The sequence below is a fragment of the Hominimerdicola aceti genome (assembly GCF_025567495.1).
Lineage (GTDB): Bacteria > Bacillota > Clostridia > Oscillospirales > Ruminococcaceae > Hominimerdicola > Hominimerdicola aceti.
Map to the genome: position 1 here is coordinate 64,725 of NZ_JAOQJZ010000003.1, position 16,356 is coordinate 81,080.

10 protein-coding genes are annotated in these 16,356 nt (G+C 43.9%); 4 read left to right on the plus strand and 6 right to left on the minus strand.

Annotated elements, in window-relative coordinates:
• Positions 1 to 192 precede the first annotated feature (192 nt).
• Both OCV57_RS03945 and OCV57_RS03950 read left to right on the plus strand, forming a co-directional pair.
• Positions 193 to 1,392, plus strand: coding sequence for a 6-phosphofructokinase (locus tag OCV57_RS03945; RefSeq protein WP_117863161.1), 1,200 nt, complete (start codon positions 193 to 195; stop codon positions 1,390 to 1,392).
• A gap of 363 nt (positions 1,393 to 1,755) precedes the next feature.
• Entirely contained in the window at positions 1,756 to 4,383 is a 2,628-nt protein-coding gene (locus OCV57_RS03950) for a valine--tRNA ligase (protein ID WP_022286824.1), read from the plus strand.
• 139 nt (positions 4,384 to 4,522) lie between these two features.
• Here OCV57_RS03950 and ileS read toward each other — a convergent pair whose 3' ends face one another.
• The 4 genes from ileS to OCV57_RS03970 form a co-directional block, all read right to left on the minus strand.
• Positions 4,523 to 7,672 carry an isoleucine--tRNA ligase gene (gene ileS / locus OCV57_RS03955; RefSeq protein ID WP_267300508.1) on the minus strand — a complete coding sequence of 1,050 codons (3,150 nt, stop codon included), beginning with the start codon at positions 7,670 to 7,672 and terminating at the stop codon, positions 4,523 to 4,525.
• A 364-nt stretch (positions 7,673 to 8,036) separates the two neighbouring features.
• Positions 8,037 to 8,810: a putative ABC transporter permease gene (locus OCV57_RS03960; RefSeq protein WP_181979691.1), complete on the minus strand. Its 774-nt coding sequence runs from the start codon at positions 8,808 to 8,810 to the stop codon at positions 8,037 to 8,039.
• Between the two features lie 292 nt (positions 8,811 to 9,102).
• Complete coding sequence (locus OCV57_RS03965) at positions 9,103 to 10,293, minus strand: coiled-coil domain-containing protein (RefSeq protein ID WP_267300509.1); 1,191 nt, start codon at positions 10,291 to 10,293, stop codon at positions 9,103 to 9,105.
• Between the two features lie 223 nt (positions 10,294 to 10,516).
• Positions 10,517 to 11,176, minus strand: coding sequence for a Crp/Fnr family transcriptional regulator (locus OCV57_RS03970; protein WP_267300510.1), 660 nt, complete (start codon positions 11,174 to 11,176; stop codon positions 10,517 to 10,519).
• A gap of 147 nt (positions 11,177 to 11,323) precedes the next feature.
• On the opposite strand from OCV57_RS03970, the gene OCV57_RS03975 reads away from it, so the two are divergent.
• Positions 11,324 to 12,016 carry an ATP-binding protein gene (locus tag OCV57_RS03975; protein ID WP_267300511.1) on the plus strand — a complete coding sequence of 231 codons (693 nt, stop codon included), beginning with the start codon at positions 11,324 to 11,326 and terminating at the stop codon, positions 12,014 to 12,016.
• Between the two features lie 100 nt (positions 12,017 to 12,116).
• Here OCV57_RS03975 and OCV57_RS03980 read toward each other — a convergent pair whose 3' ends face one another.
• Entirely contained in the window at positions 12,117 to 13,289 is a 1,173-nt protein-coding gene (locus OCV57_RS03980; RefSeq protein WP_267300512.1) for an FprA family A-type flavoprotein, read from the minus strand.
• A gap of 96 nt (positions 13,290 to 13,385) precedes the next feature.
• Positions 13,386 to 14,381: an asparaginase domain-containing protein gene (locus tag OCV57_RS03985; protein ID WP_267300513.1), complete on the minus strand. Its 996-nt coding sequence runs from the start codon at positions 14,379 to 14,381 to the stop codon at positions 13,386 to 13,388.
• Between the two features lie 357 nt (positions 14,382 to 14,738).
• Here OCV57_RS03985 and OCV57_RS03990 point away from each other — a divergent pair, with 357 nt between their 5' ends.
• Positions 14,739 to 16,049 carry an alpha-amylase family glycosyl hydrolase gene (locus OCV57_RS03990; RefSeq protein ID WP_022286667.1) on the plus strand — a complete coding sequence of 437 codons (1,311 nt, stop codon included), beginning with the start codon at positions 14,739 to 14,741 and terminating at the stop codon, positions 16,047 to 16,049.
• Positions 16,050 to 16,356: the final 307 nt, after the last annotated feature.

The following is a 16,356-nucleotide window of genomic DNA, read 5'->3' on the forward strand; positions in this document are numbered from 1 at the left end:
TTTTATGTAATAGATGTGAAAATTATCAAAGTGGATAGATATAACGTTTTATTGAAGGCTTGTTTTGTTACAAAGGGAAAAAATATGTTAATAAATTTTCATAACCCTTTTATTTGTATATATAATATGCTATAATAATAACAAATATGAGAATTTTAATATTCTCAGTAAGCTGTAAGGAGATTGATGATAATGAATATTGCCGTTGCACAATCAGGAGGACCTACCTGCGCTATCAACGCTTCATTGGTGGGAGTTTTCAAACAGGCTGTGAAAACTCCACAGATAGACGCCGTTTTCGGCTCGCTCAATGGTATCGAGGGTATCATAAACGACCAGCTCATAGATCTTAAGCTTGTTATAAAAACAAACGAGGATATGGAGCTTCTAAGACAGACACCGTCAACAGTTCTCGGCTCATGCCGTTATAAACTTCCTGATGTTGAGGAGGGCGGTGAAACATATGAGCGTATCCTGAACTGCCTTGAAAAGCATAGGATAGAAGCTTTCTTTTATATCGGAGGAAACGATTCTATGGATACCGTGGCAAAGCTTTCCGATTATCTTGCGGCAAGAAATTCAAAGATAAGAGTTATAGGCATACCAAAGACTATAGATAACGACCTGCCTGTAACAGACCATACACCAGGCTTCGGCTCTGCCGCAAAGTATGTTGCCGCAACGGTTCAGGAGATAATCCGTGACAGCTCGGTTTATTCTATCGAGTCCGTCACTATCGTTGAGATAATGGGCAGACACGCTGGCTGGCTTACAGCTTCCACCTGCGTACTCAGAGCAAATGACGAGATAGCCCCTCACCTTATCTATCTCCCTGAAAATAACTTTACCGCCGAAAAGTTCCTCGAGGACATAAGAAATCAAATGGCAAAGCACAAAGCCGTTATCATCGCAGTTTCCGAGGGCGTAAAGCTTAAGGGCGAGGAAAATAAGCCGAGAGTTGTGGATAATTTCGGTCACGAGTATCTCTCTGGCATAGGAAAGACCCTTGAACAGCTCGTTAAAGAGAATATCGGCTGTAAAGTCCGTTCTATTGAGCTTAACGTTATGCAGAGATGTTCTTCTCATATCTGTTCAAAGACGGATATAGACGAAGCCGAGGAAATAGGCTCAGCAGGCGTAAAAGCGGCTCTTGCAGGGAAAACAGGTAAAATGATGATATTCAAGCGTATCAGCGACGTGCCTTATGTTGTGACCGTTGACAGCGTTGACGCCCATGATGCTGCAAATAAGGAAAAATTCTTCCCTGCCCAGTGGTTAAGCGAGGACGGCAATGACGTAAAGCCGGAAGCCGTAAGATACTTCCTGCCACTTATCCAAGGCGAGGTAAAAATAGCAATGAAAAACGGTATGCCCGTTCATTTCAAGCTGTAAAGCGTAAATTCGTTTTTATGCAAGTTGTAGGAGACGGCACCCTCGGCGTCCCGCTTGTTTAAGTCTTTTTCAACACTCTCAGCAGAGCAGTTTCAAGCTGTTCTGCTTTTTTCGTTCCATACCGTCATCAGCCCTTGACAATTCGGTGCAAAAGTGAGATAATATTATAATAGGTGCAGTAATGCCATATCATGCGGAAAGGAAAGAATATAATGTGTGATCTCAAATTCAGCTTTCAAATGAAATTCACAGTTCCGTTTCGCAGACAGCCTAAGACACGAGTCTGACGGCAAAAAGGCAATGCCTCTTGGTCTTGCCACGATACTGTGATAAAAAAATATTTGCGAAAGGAATTGTTTTATAATGAAAAAAGAGCTTTCAAAGCTTTATGAGCCTAATAAGGTAGAAGATAAGATCTACAAATACTGGCTTGACGGCGGATTTTTCCATGCCGAGCCTGATTCCAAGAAAGAGCCATACTGTATAGTTATCCCACCACCGAACATCACAGGACAGCTCCATATGGGTCATGCCCTTGATGAAACTTTGCAGGATATACTTATCCGCTGGAAGAGAATGAGCGGATATGCCGCAGAGTGGATACCTGGTACAGACCACGCTTCTATCGCAACAGAAGCAAAGATAGTTGAAGCTATGCGTAAAGAGGGCCTTACAAAGGACGATATCGGCAGGGACGGTTTCCTTGAAAGAGCATGGGATTGGAAAAAGAAATACGGCGGCAGAATAGTTGAGCAGCTCAAAAAGCTCGGCTCTTCCTGCGATTGGGACAGAGAGCGTTTCACAATGGACGAGGGCTGTTCAAAGGCTGTAAAGGAAGTTTTCATAAACTACTATAATAAGGGACTTATCTATAGAGGCGAAAGAATAATCAACTGGTGCCCGCATTGCCGTACATCTATCTCAAACGCAGAGGTTGAGTATGAAGATCAGGCTGGTCACTTCTGGCATCTGAAATATCCTCTCACAGACGGAAGCGGATATGTAGAGCTTGCTACAACACGTCCTGAAACGCTCCTGGGCGATACAGCTGTTGCAGTAAATCCAAAGGACGAAAGATATAAGGATATCGTGGGCAAGACACTCACACTGCCGCTTGTTGGCAGAGAGATACCTGTCGTTGCCGACAGCTATGTTGATATGGAGTTTGGTACAGGCGTCGTAAAAATAACCCCTGCCCATGACCCTAACGACTTTGAAGTTGGTAAAAGACATAACCTGCCTGTTATCAACGTTCTTACTGAGGACGCAAAGATAGTTGACGATTATCCTGAGTATGCAGGTATGGACAGATATGAAGCAAGAAAGAAGATAGTTGAAGACCTTGAAAAGGGCGGCTTCCTTGCTTATGTTGAGGATCACGAGCATAACGTAGGTACTTGCTACCGCTGTGGAACAACTGTCGAGCCAAGAGTATCCCTCCAGTGGTTCGTTAAAATGGACGAGCTTGCAAAGCCTGCAATAAAGGCTGTTGAGGACGGCTCTATCAAGTTTGTTCCTGAAAGATTTGAGAAGAACTACCTTAACTGGATGAACGATATCAGAGATTGGTGTATCTCACGTCAGCTTTGGTGGGGTCATCAGATACCGGCATTTTATTGCGACGATTGCGGTGAAACTGTGGTAACAAAGGAAGACCATGCTTGCTGTCCTAAGTGCGGCAAGGAAATGCGTCAGGACCCTGATACCCTCGATACATGGTTCTCATCAGCACTGTGGCCGTTCTCAACTCTCGGCTGGCCTGACAAGACAGAGGAGCTTGAGTATTTCTATCCAACAAACACTCTCGTAACAGGCTATGATATCATTCCTTTCTGGGTATCCAGAATGATAGTTGCAGGCATGGAAAACATGAAGCAGAAGCCTTTTGATACTGTTCTTATCCACGGCCTTGTTAGAGATTCACAGGGCAGAAAGATGTCAAAATCTCTCGGAAACGGTATCGACCCGCTTGTTATCATCGACCAGTACGGCGCAGATGCCCTGAGATTTATGCTCGCAACAGGCAACGCACCTGGAAACGATATGAGATTTATCGAGGATAAGGTAAAATCCTCAAGAAACTTTGCCAATAAGATATGGAACGCCGCAAGATTTATCATGATGAATCTTCCTGACGATTTCAAGGCTGATAAGCTCCCTGAAAACCTCAATGTTGAGGATAAGTGGGTAATATCAAAGTTCAATACTCTTGCAAAGGAAGTAAACGATAATCTTGATAAGTTCGAGCTTGGCGTAGCAGTTTCAAAGCTTTATGACTTTATCTGGGATATCTATTGCGATTGGTATATCGAGCTTACAAAGCCAAGAATAGCAGCAGGCGGTGAAACAGAGGCCACAGCACAGGCAGTTCTCGTGTGGGTAATGAAAGGAATGCTTAAAATGCTCCACCCATTCATGCCTTATATCACCGAGGAGATCTGGCAGGCTCTCGTAAATGACGGCACAGCTATCATGGTTCAGGATTATCCTGTATATGACGAAAAGCTTGAATTTGCCGATGAAGAAGCAACATTTGAGAAGATAATCGCAGGCATAAAGAGCATAAGAAACTGCCGTGGTGAAATGAACGTTCCGCCGTCTGTAAAGGCAAAGCTTTATATTGAAACTGCACAGCCAGAAGTATTCTCACAGGGCGTAATGTTCTTTGAAAGACTTGCGTCTGCGTCTGAGGTCATTATCACAGATAAGTGCGAGGAAAAGGATTGCGCCGCCGCTGTTACAGACAGTGCAAGATTCTTCATTCCGCTTGCCGATATCATAGATGTTGACAAGGAGCTTGCACGTCTTGATAAGGACAGAAAGAACGCACAGAAGGATATAGACTTCCTCAGCAAAAAGCTCAGCAATCAGGGCTTCCTTGCAAAAGCCCCTGAACAGCTTATCGAAGCCGAAAAGGCAAAGCTTGCAAAGGCAGAGGAGAAGATGTCAAAGATAATGGAATCTATCTCCGCTCTGGAAGCAAGAAAGTAATATAGAAAATCAATGGCGAGGTCTTTCACCTCGCCATTTTTGTGTTTTATGTAGGGGGAGCTGTGAATGGCTTATAACCCAAAACAAAAAAGGCAGGACAGCCTGAAAGCTGTCCTGCTTGATTTTTTATATCTCAGAATTAGTTCTTCTTTATGCCGATAGAAACCTTTTCGCCGTTGATGTCCCAATCCTTTTCGTTGCCGACATTTTCGCCAAGTACGATATCGTCTGCAAGAACGTCATGAGAAATAGCCTCTCTGTTCTTGTCAACAACAGCCATAACCTTTTCGCTGCCGCTTACAGAAACAGTGATGTGATCCATTACCTCAAAGCCCGAATCCTTTCTCATTGTCTGAACCTTGCTGATAACTTCTCTTACAAAGCCCTCTTCAATAAGCTCAGGAGTGAGAACAGTGCTGATAGCTACAGTTACACCGTTTTCAGAAAGGGTGTAGAAGCCTTCTTTCTGCTCAGATTCGATGAGAACATCATCCTTGTCAAGTGCTATCTCACCGCTTGAAAGCGTGAGTTTCAGGCTGCCTGTTTCGTTCAGTTCGCCCATAGCCTTGTGACCGTCAAGCTGTGAAAGCTGTGTTCTTATCTCACCAAGCTGCTTGCCGTACTTTGGACCAAGTGTCTTGAGCTGTGGCTTGAACTTATAATCGATATATGCAGATACATCATTTGAGAACTGAACGTCCTTAAGATTAAGCTCATCTCTGATGATGTCAATATAGTAGCTGTCAAGTGGGTGGTCTGCTGCAACGTACATCACGCTCAAAGGCTGACGGTTTTTAAGGCTTGCGCCGTTTCTTGCAGAACGTCCCAGAACAACTATCTCCAGAACTTCCTCCATGTCAGACTCAAGCTTTTCGTCTATCATGTTCTCGTCGCAAACAGGATAATCGCAAAGGTGGATACTCTCAGGAGCGTCCTTGTCAACGCTTCTAACAAGATTCTGATAGATCTCCTCAGTGATGAATGGTACCATAGGTGCTGCACACTTGCAGAGCGTAACGATAGCAGTGTAAAGAGTCATGTAAGCGTTTATCTTGTCCTGTGACATACCCTGTGCCCAGTATCTCTCTCTGCCTCTTCTTACATACCAGTTGGAAAGATCATCAACAAACTCCTGCATAGCCTTTGCAGCCTCAGGTATCCTGTAGTTGTTAAGGTTGTCGTCAGCAGCCTTTATCATAGAGTTCATCTTTGAAAGCAGCCACTTGTCCATAACAGAAAGCTTGTCATATTCTATCTCATGCTTTGTAGGGTCGAACTGGTCTATCTCAGCATAAAGCACATAGAACGCATATGTGTTCCAAAGCGTGCCCATGAACTTTCTCTGACCCTCTGTTACGCCCTTGTCATGGAACTTATTAGGAAGCCATGGAGCAGAGTTTGTGTAGAAATACCACCTGATAGCGTCTGCGCCGTATTTAGCCAGTGCCTCGAATGGGTCAACAGCGTTGCCCTTTGACTTTGACATCTTCTGACCGTTCTCGTCCTGAACAAGTCCAAGCACGATAACGTTCTTGTATGGAGCCTTGTCAAATATAAGCGTCGAGATAGCAAGGAGTGAATAGAACCAACCTCTTGTCTGGTCAACAGCTTCTGAAATGAAGTCAGCAGGGAACTGTGACTCGAAAAGCTCCTTGTTCTCAAATGGATAGTGGTGCTGTGCAAAAGGCATTGAGCCTGAGTCGAACCAGCAGTCTATTACCTCTGATACACGGTGCATCTGTTTTCCGCACTTAGGGCATTTGATAGTTACATTGTCAATGTATGGTCTGTGAAGCTCGATATCGTCAGGGCAGTTGTCTGACATTGACTTCAGCTCTTCGATAGAGCCGATAGAATGTCTGTGACCGCACTCGCACTCCCAAATGTTCAGCGGAGTACCCCAATATCTGTTTCTTGAAATGCCCCAATCCTGAACGTTTTTCAGCCAGTCACCGAAACGTCCCTTGCCAATGCTCTCAGGAATCCAGTTGATAGTGTCATTATTAGCGATAAGTCTGTCCTTGACATCTGTCATTTTGATGAACCAAGTATCTCTTGCATAGTAGATAAGAGGTGAGCCACATCTCCAGCAGTGCGGATAATCATGCTCGAACTTAGGAGCGGCAAAAAGCTTGCCTGACTTGTCAAGGTCTTTGAGTACTTCAGGGTCAGCGTCCTTAACGAACATTCCAGCAAATGGAGTTTCCTCAGTCATGTCGCCCTTGCCGTCAACGAACTGAACGAAAGGCAGGTCATAATTTTTGCCGATACGGGAGTCGTCCTCACCGAAAGCAGGTGCGATATGAACGATACCGGTACCGTCTGACATAGTTACATAGCTGTCGCAGGTAACAAAATGAGCCTTTTTGCCCTGCTTCTTTGCACTTTCGCCTGCGCACTCATAAAGCGGCTCGTATTCAATATATTCAAGATCCTTGCCCTTGTAAGTTTCAAGCACCTTGTATGCAGGCTTGTCCTCAGTTGCAAGCTTGCCGAGAACAGTGTCAAGAAGCGCTTCGGCAAGAATATAAGTGTAGCCGTCAGCGGCTTCTACCTTGCAGTAAGTTTCATCAGGGTTTACGCAAAGGGCAACGTTTGAAGGGAGCGTCCAAGGAGTTGTCGTCCATGCAAGGAAGTATTCATCCTTGCCAACAAGCTTGAAACGAACGATAGCAGAACGCTCTTTGACAGTCTTATATCCCTGAGCAACTTCGTGAGAAGAAAGCGGTGTGCCGCAACGTGGACAGTAAGGAACTATCTTGAAACCCTTGTAAAGCAAGCCTTTTTCGTATATCTGCTTCAAAGCCCACCATTCAGACTCTATAAAATTGTTGTCATAGGTAACATAAGGGTGTTCCATGTCAGCCCAGAAGCCAACGGTGCCTGAGAAGTCCTCCCACATGCCCTTGTATTTCCATACAGACTCTTTACACTTCTTGATAAACGGCTCAAGACCATATTCCTCGATCTGCTCCTTGCCGTCAAGCCCCAGCATTTTCTCTACCTCAAGCTCAACAGGCAGACCATGTGTGTCCCAGCCGGCCTTACGAGGTACCTGATAGCCTTTCATAGCACGGTATCTTGGTATCATATCCTTGATAGCACGAGTGAGAACGTGACCGATATGCGGCTTGCCGTTAGCCGTTGGAGGTCCGTCATAGAAAACATAGGACTCGCCCTTTTTACGGCTGTCAATACTTTTTTCAAAGATATTGTTATCGTCCCAGAACTTTTCCACTTCTTTTTCTCTCTGAACGAAGTTCAGATTGGTGTCAACCTTTTTGTACACGAAGATCAATCCTTTCTGATTTTGTAATAAACGATCAGTTACGCATAAAGATAAAATGCAATAAAAAAGGCTTCCGCCCTGAAACAGGACGAAAGCCGTAAAGCCATTCGCAAACCACCTTTTCAGCATACTGACATATGCGTTCCCTTTAACGCAGGAAAAGCGGCGAAGCTTACTTATCATACTGATTTTCAGCCTGCAACTCGGAAGTGATATTCAGCCTGAAGCTAATCATACCGCCCTCTCACTGTCGGCGGCTCGCTGAGATTTTCGCATAAAGCCTACTGTCTTCGTCAACGTTTTTTACATATGAAATCAGTATATCACCATGCTGATGTTTTGTCAATGGTTATTTTGTTAATTTTCATGTATCCGACTTTTTTATTTTTGATATAAAGTCATTGAGCCTGTGTCCACGTTGCTCCTCACGCTGTTTGTCACGATATTTTTTCAAATGCTCGCCAAGCCTTGCACCTGAGCCCATGGAAAGCATAAATCTGTATTTTTCTTTTCTCTCCTCTGAACTTTCCCTGATGTGCCGTTTGAACTCCTCGTATCTGATGACCATATCGTTCTCTTCCGCAAACGTTTTTATCTTCTCTGCCAGCTTCAGGGAATAGAACAGGTCGATAGCAAAAACACCATAGAAAAATCCAATAAAGAACGAGAACGCCAAATTATTCGCAAGCCAGTTGAGTGCGTCAAGAATATATGGGTGTATAAAGAAATAATAGACCGCGCCCAGTGCTGCCCATATGAGCGAATACAACGGACATATTATGCCTTTATAGTTGAATTTGTTTCCCGTGTAGTCCCACAGCTTGACGTGCATTTTCACAATGAATATCTCGCCTGCAATAAGCTCTATCACTGTCATTGCGATAGCCATAAGCAAAAAGAGTATAAACTTCTGCAAAGCCGTGTTGTCAGTGTGTATAAATTTTTCAAGTCCTGCCAGCAGATAAAGGGTGCAAAGCCCGAATCCGTATAAAGGCAGATAAGGACCAATAAGAAAGCCGGGGTTTATCCATTTTCTTGCTTTGTTGTTAGGCTCAAATCGTCTGAAAATAACTTCTATCCCCCAGCCTATCAGACACCCTGCAAAGAACAGGAATGCCAGAATAAGTATATTGCTCATATAAAATATCCTTTCAAGGTTTATAAAAGCATTGTACCATATTTGCCACCCTTTTTCAATACTTTCAGACAAAAAAGTTTGACTTTAATCAAAAAAACGCCCCATTCTGTAGGGGCGAACAGCGTTCGCCCGTCGAAGCAACAAACCTAATAATTAACGGGCGACCCAAGGTCGCCCGCTTGCGTTCTTGCCTTTTTTCCATATTTGCACATACTCTGTTACTTCATTCTCCGCAAATAAAAAAGGCAGGAAACCGAAGCCTCCTGCCTTATATGATTTGAATAAGACGCTATTACATATAGCTCTTGAATTCGTTGTTTTCTTTTCTGATGCCTTCGATCTCAGCGTTTACCTGACTGATCTGAATATCAACCTGCTCCTTCTCGGCGTTGAGTGCCTTAGCCTTTTCCTGAAGCTTAACGATCTCCTCGTAGATATCGCTTGCCTGCTTACCGAGATCCAAAGACTTTGCCTCAGTTTCAGCAATGCTTGCCTTAAGCTCGTCGATTTTCTTGTTGTTCAGCTCGATCTGCTCCTGTGCAAACATACGCATTTTTTCCATTGGACTCATACCCATATTCTCGCCCTCCTCATTATTATTTGTATTTTCAGCTTCCGCAGCTTTCTTTTCAGCTATCTCGTCTTCTATAGACGGCATAGTAGACTCAGGGGCAGGTGAAACCACCATTGTGTCATCAAGGCTTATAGGCTCGATGGACGGCATCTCAACCTCGTCCATTGTAGGAATTTCCTCAGCCACAGCAGCTTCAGCCTTTGCATTTTCCTCTGCCTTAGCTTTTTCCTCAGCCTCTTTGAGAGCCTCAGGAGTAACAAGGTGAACGCTATTGTCCTCAGGAGGAACAGGAGCGGAAGCAGGTTCAGCCTTTGCAGGTGTTTCGATACCTGTTGCATACATATTGCTCTTTCTCTTTGCAATGCCGCTTGCAAGGCTTGCCGCCAGCGGATCAGTTATGTTCTGAACAGGCTCTTCCTTATGCTCAGACGCAGGGTCGACCTTTGGACCCTTGTATGTATTCATTCTTTTGAAATGCTCGTCCATACAGCCCTGAACAGCCTTGATATCCTCAGGATCTTTATTAAAGAATCCTGCAATATCGTTTACGCTTCTGCCTTTCTGAAGCATTGAGGCGATAGCCGCAACACTGTGATCAACAAATCCGTCATCGTCCATAGCCAGATTTACAGTTACCTTTGCAGGCTCAACATTCTCCTGCTTTTTGTTCTTCTTTCCGAAAAGCTCGCTTACAGACATATTGAAAACGCTCTTTTTTCCGTTGCCGTTTTCATCAGCACTCTCTCTTACAGGCTGTTCAAAGCTTGCATAGTCAGGGAAGTGCTTTTCAAGTATTCTCGGAACATTATCCTTAGGCATCTCCATTTCTTTTGCTATCTCAGGAATGGAGTAGCCCTCCTTATACAAACGAACGATCTTGTCGCTTATGCTTTCATTCTTCTTTGCCAAAGCAATCAATCCTTTCAATCAATTTCCCAATACCGTGACTATTTGTAAATAAATACATTTCCGCAATAAACGTTTAAGTAATTATGAACTGTCACGGCGGCACTATATATATTATACAACACAAAGCAGGTTGTGTCAATATAAAATATGCAATTTTTCTTTAAAAAGAGCGGAAAAAATGAATATGGTTAAATGACTTATTATTTACATATAAATTAACAAATCACGTTCCACGAGAACAGTTTTCAGGCAGTATAAACTCCCGACCATTTAGATCTATCAGCCCCTCACGGTGCATTTTTCCAAGCTCTGTTGACAGCGCACTGCGGTCAACGCAGAGAAAATCTGCAAGCTGTTGACGGTCGAAATTTGTCGTGACAATGTGCGATCCGCTTTTCTTTGCAAGCGAAGAAAGATAAGCCATAACACGCCCTCTGATAGTCCTGGGGGTTATCACTTGTATCTTTTCGTTGAGCCTGAGATTTTTCATAGCCGTTATCTTTAGAAGCCTAGCCGTCAGCGTCGAACTTTCCTTTATAATAGACTCAGGGGATAAAAACAGCACTGTGCATTGCTCCTTTGCACATACGCTCACCCCAAGCGGTTCACCTGTACAGGCATAGACCTCTCCGAAAAGCTGTCCTGCCTCCAAAGGAGCGATTATGCTCCTGCCGCCCCAAAGCTCGTCACGTTCGATAAGCGCCTTGCCCTCCAGAAGTATGCCGAAATAAGCGGTCTTGTCTCCTGCGTGAAAAATATAGCTTTCCTTGCGAAAGCTTTTTATGCCACTGCCGTCAGGTCTGAGAAACTGAGCTATCTCCTCATCGCTCATGCCCTGAAAAAGGGGAGTGCCTTTTATTATCTTGATGTATTTATTATCCATTTTATCTTCCTCATTTTTACGAAATAATTTTATGCTTTTGTTGTAATTACAACAGACTTTGCGATAAGATTATATTATAATCATAGCATAAAGTCAAGAGCTTTATGCCGAAACGAAAGATATCAATAAAAATACGGAGGTAACCATATGATAAGAAGAGTTATACAAATAGACGAAGAAAAGTGCAACGGCTGTGGTGCTTGCGCAAAAGCCTGCCACGAAGGTGCAATAGGCATGGTGAACGGCAAAGCAAAGCTTATGCGTGACGATTATTGCGATGGTCTTGGAGATTGTCTTCCAGCCTGCCCAACGAACGCCATATCCTTTGTTGAGCGAGAAGCTGCCGCCTATGACGAAAAGGCAGTGGAAGAAAACAAAAAACGTCTTGGCAAACCGGTTTTCCATGGCTGTCCAGGCTCAATGATGAAAACCTTTGCCAAAAAGCCAGCTCCAACTGATATCCCAACATCAAAGACTCCCTCACAGCTTATGCAGTGGCCTGTGCAAATAAAGCTTGTACCTGTGAACGCTCCATACTTTGACGGTGCAGACCTGCTTGTCGCTGCGGATTGCACAGCCTATGCCTGCGGAAGCTTCCATTCCGATTTCATGACAGGCAAAATAACCGTCATAGGCTGTCCGAAGCTTGATGCCACAGACTATTCCGAAAAGCTTGGCGAGATAGTGAAAAGAAACAATATCCGCAGCATAACAGTAGCCCGAATGGAAGTTCCATGCTGTGGCGGAATAGAACACGCAGTAAGAAAAGCAGTCACCGACAGCGGCAAAAATATCCCCGTGGCAGTAAGAATAATCACCACAGACGGCAATGTGATATAACACAAAAGGCAGGACAAAACGTCCTGCCTTTTTCATATCTGTAGGGGCGACCTCTGGCCGCCCGCATTTTTTGTGTCTGATTTATCTGACTTAGCGAAATTTATTCACCCCTAGCCATGACCTCAGCCAACTCGCCCAAAGCCTTTTCCGAAGCCTCATTAAGCGTAGAGCGTATAGTCACAACAGGCTCAGCAATTGTAACATTCTTGAAGTTTTCTACATAGCCCTTCATAACTCTTGCCGCAGTAGGCGCCCATGAGCCGTTCTCTACAAGACCTATCTTTCTGTTCTGATAGTTCTTTGACTTCAGGTGCATAAGGAAGTCCTCCATAACAGGGAACACACCACCGTCATAACTGCTTGCCATAAGTACGATCCTGTCATATCTGAAAGCGTCCTCGATATTTTCTGCCATGTCACTTCTTGAAAGATCGCTGATAACTACCTTCTCAGCACCCTTTTCTTTAAGCATCTCGCCGAACTTCTCAGCCGCCTTTGCAGTGTTTCCGTGTATCGACGCATACGCTACGAATACGCCCTTACTCTCAGGCTGATAGCTTGACCATGTGTTGTAAAGTCCAAGATAGTAACCAAGATCTTCTTTGAGTATAGGACCATGTAAAGGAAGTATCATCTTTATGTCCAGTGCCGACGCCTTTTTCAGCAGTGCCTGCACCTGTGCACCATATTTGCCCACAATGTTGAAATAGTATCTTCTAGCCTCGCAAGCCCAGTCCTCATCAACATCAAGTGCGCCGAACTTTCCAAATCCGTCAGCAGAGAACAAAAGCTTTTCGCTCTGCTCGTATGTCACCATTACCTCAGGCCAGTGTACCATAGGCACCATTACGAACTGAAGTGTGTGGCTTCCAAGAGAAAGCGTGTCCCCCTCTTTTACCACAACAGACCTATCGTCAAGTCCGTCAATGGTGAAAAACTGCTTCATCATAGGGAACGTCTTTGCGTTTCCCACTATCTTCATTTCAGAATATTTCTCCGCAAGCTTTTTGATGTTTCCTGCATGGTCAGGCTCCATGTGCTGAACAACAAGATAATCAGGCTTTCTGCCGCCCAAAGCCTTTTCAAGATTGTCAAACCAAACGTCCGTTACCCTAGGGTCAGCAGTGTCCATTACCGCTATCTTCTCGTCAATGATAACATAAGAGTTGTACGAAACGCCGTTTGGCACAACATATTGGCTCTCAAAAAGGTCAATGTCATGATCGTCTGCACCAATATAAATAACTGAGTCTGAAATTTTTGTGTCTGCCATTTTTATTACCTCCGTTGTACTTTTTCTAAATATACTATTTTAATATACTTTGATTTTATCACAAGCTCAGCATTTTGTCAATAACTGAAACAATGTTTATGAGAATTTTACCTCCTCAAAGAAAAGGTCTTTCCCCATGACCTCTTTCACAGGCATTTCCTCCTGATTGTAAGCAAGCAGAAGCTTCATATAAGCCGCCACCGCTGAGGTGGTGTATATTGGTATGCTGCCTGCCTTTATTATCTCCGCCACAGTGGAGTATATAGGCACTTTTCTTTTCAGACCGCAAATATACACCATAATGTTCTTTGTTATGCACCGCTTGATAAATTCCGTCAGTGCATAGCTTTTTCCTTTTGAAACGTCAGTGCAAGCCGTCGCACTGTGATAAGGTGAGTAAAGCACCGCCGCCGTGTCCTCGTTTGGCATAAAGCACCCAAAGTCCATTGCAGGATAACCCTCTATAAAAAGAATACGTTTCCCAAATTTGACATCATTATGGAAGATCCGTTCCCTAGGGCGTGACAGCATATTCTCGCTCACTCCGCTGAAAACCGAAAAATCATTGAAGCCGTCATAACCATATACCCCAAACCTGTCCCGACAGGTGTCTGCAGGTATCACCCTAGTAGGAAGCATGACCCTCTCGTACAGCGTGAAAACACCCTTGTATTTTCCCTCTTTTATAAGCCCCACCGCCGAGGTGAAGTTGAAAAGCCCGTTTGAACCTTTCTCGCCAATGGGCTTGTTGCTTGCGATAATAAAAAGGGGTATATCAAAATGCCTGAAATACATTCCAAGCAGAGCAGAAGTGTAAGCCAGCGTGTCGCTTCCGTGGGTGAGGATAACTCCCGAGTATAAAGCCGTGTCGATGCTGTTTATCTCGTGTATCATTTTCTCCCACCCCGAAAACCCCATGTTTTCGCTGAGTATATTAAGTATTTGTCGACATTCAAATTCCACGTCATCGCCGTATGCACTCTTGTAAGCCTCCACAACAGCGTATTTTCCCTCACGCTCAACATCTATTATGCCGTCAGTAGTAATGCTCCCGATAGTTCCGCCTGTGAAAAGCACAAGTATCTTCTTCATATTTTTATCCCTGCCTTTACCAAAAATCAACCCTTGACATTTGTTATAAATATAATATCATTTCACGATTGATTTGTCAATAGTTGTACAAAATGCACAAAAGTGTGGATTATATTAATGAAAAATGAGTATTGAGAAATATGCCAAAGTTTGATATAATAGTAATGTTGTATTTTGTACAGTTTAACTATAGTTTCGCAGATAACCAATAAAATATGAATGAGTTGAAGAAATTGGTGTACAAATAACGTAACGCTACCCTGTAGGGGCGAACAGCTTTCGCACGCTTTTTCTCAGCAAATCATATTTCATCTGCGAACAACATTTTCTATTAGTATCAGAAAGGAAGATAATATTATGTGGGCATACGAAAGTGTATTTTATCAGATCTATCCTCTTGGATTCTGCGGTGCGCCATTTGAGAATGACGGCAAAGAGGAAAGCAGAATATTAAAGGTAATAGATTGGATACCTCATATCAAAAAGCTTGGTGCCAACGCTATCTATTTTTCACCAGTGTTCGATTCCGACACTCACGGCTATAATACCAGAGATTACCGCAAGATAGATTGCCGCCTTGGCACAAATGAGGACTTTGCAAAGGTCTGCAAAGAGCTTCACGAAAACGGCATAAAGGTAGTTTTGGACGGCGTTTTCAATCACGTCGGCAGAGGCTTCTGGGCTTTTCAGGACGTTCTGAAAAACCGTGAGAACTCACCATATAAAGATTGGTTCCATATCAATTTCGGCGGCAACAGCAATTATAATGACGGACTTTGGTATGAAGGCTGGGAGGGTCACTTCGACCTTGTTAAATTGAACCTCAACAATCCGCAGGTAGTGGATCATATCTTGGAATGCATAACAAATTGGGTCAAGGAGTTTGATATAGACGGACTCCGCCTTGATGTTGCATATTGCCTTGATAAGAACTTCTTGAAGCGCCTTAGACAGCATTGCGATTGGCTCAAGCAGGATTTCGTTCTTATCGGCGAGCTTCTACATGGTGATTACGCTCAGTGGGTAAATCCTGAAATGCTCCATTCCTGCACGAACTACGAGTGCTATAAGGGACTTTATTCAAGCTTCAACTGCATGAATATGTTCGAGATATGCCACTCTCTGAAAAATCAGTTCGGACCTGAGAACTGGTGCAGATACAGAGGAATGCACCTGCTGTGCTTTGTTGATAACCATGACGTATCAAGAATAGCAAGCCAACTCACAAATGAGCGTCATTTGCCACTTATTTATGGAATGCTCTTTGGTATGCCTGGTATCCCATGTGTATATTACGGCTCAGAGTGGGGAACAAAGGCAAACAAGAGCGAGGGCGACCCTGCTCTCCGTGTAAGTTTTGAAAAGCCTGAGTGGAACGACCTTACAGAGCTTATTTCAAAAATGGCAGAGGCACACAAAAACAGCAAGGCTCTCTGCTATGGCTCTATCAAAATACCTGTTCTTACCAATAAGCAGTGTATAATCGAGCGTGAGTTCGAGGGTGAGCGTGTCCTTGTTGCAATAAACGCTGACGATCAGCCTTTCACAGCTCACTTTGACGCAGGCTGCGGTCAGGCAGAGGAGCTTCTAACAGGCACTATCCATGATTTTGGTGGCGGCAGCGAGCTTAAGCCATACTCTGTAGAGTTCTGGAAAATGGAAAGATAGACCCATATGAATATAGAAAAAGGACAGCATTTTTCCAAAGTGCTGTCCTTTTTTGTGTAGCAATAAAAATGTAGGGGCGAACATCATTCGCTTGTTTGGTTTACCTCAATTGTGTAGCGTACCAGTCATGTATCGTAGTGGCGACTGATGATATATGGCGAAATTACACAAGTTTTTTGCAATCTTACAAATGGTAACGTTCCGAAATCGGGACGTCGTATTTCTGCAAAGCAGAAATTGCGCCGCTCCCCTACAATGCTTGAACTATCGTAGGGGCGACCTTTGGTCGCCCGCATATCTCCTATCA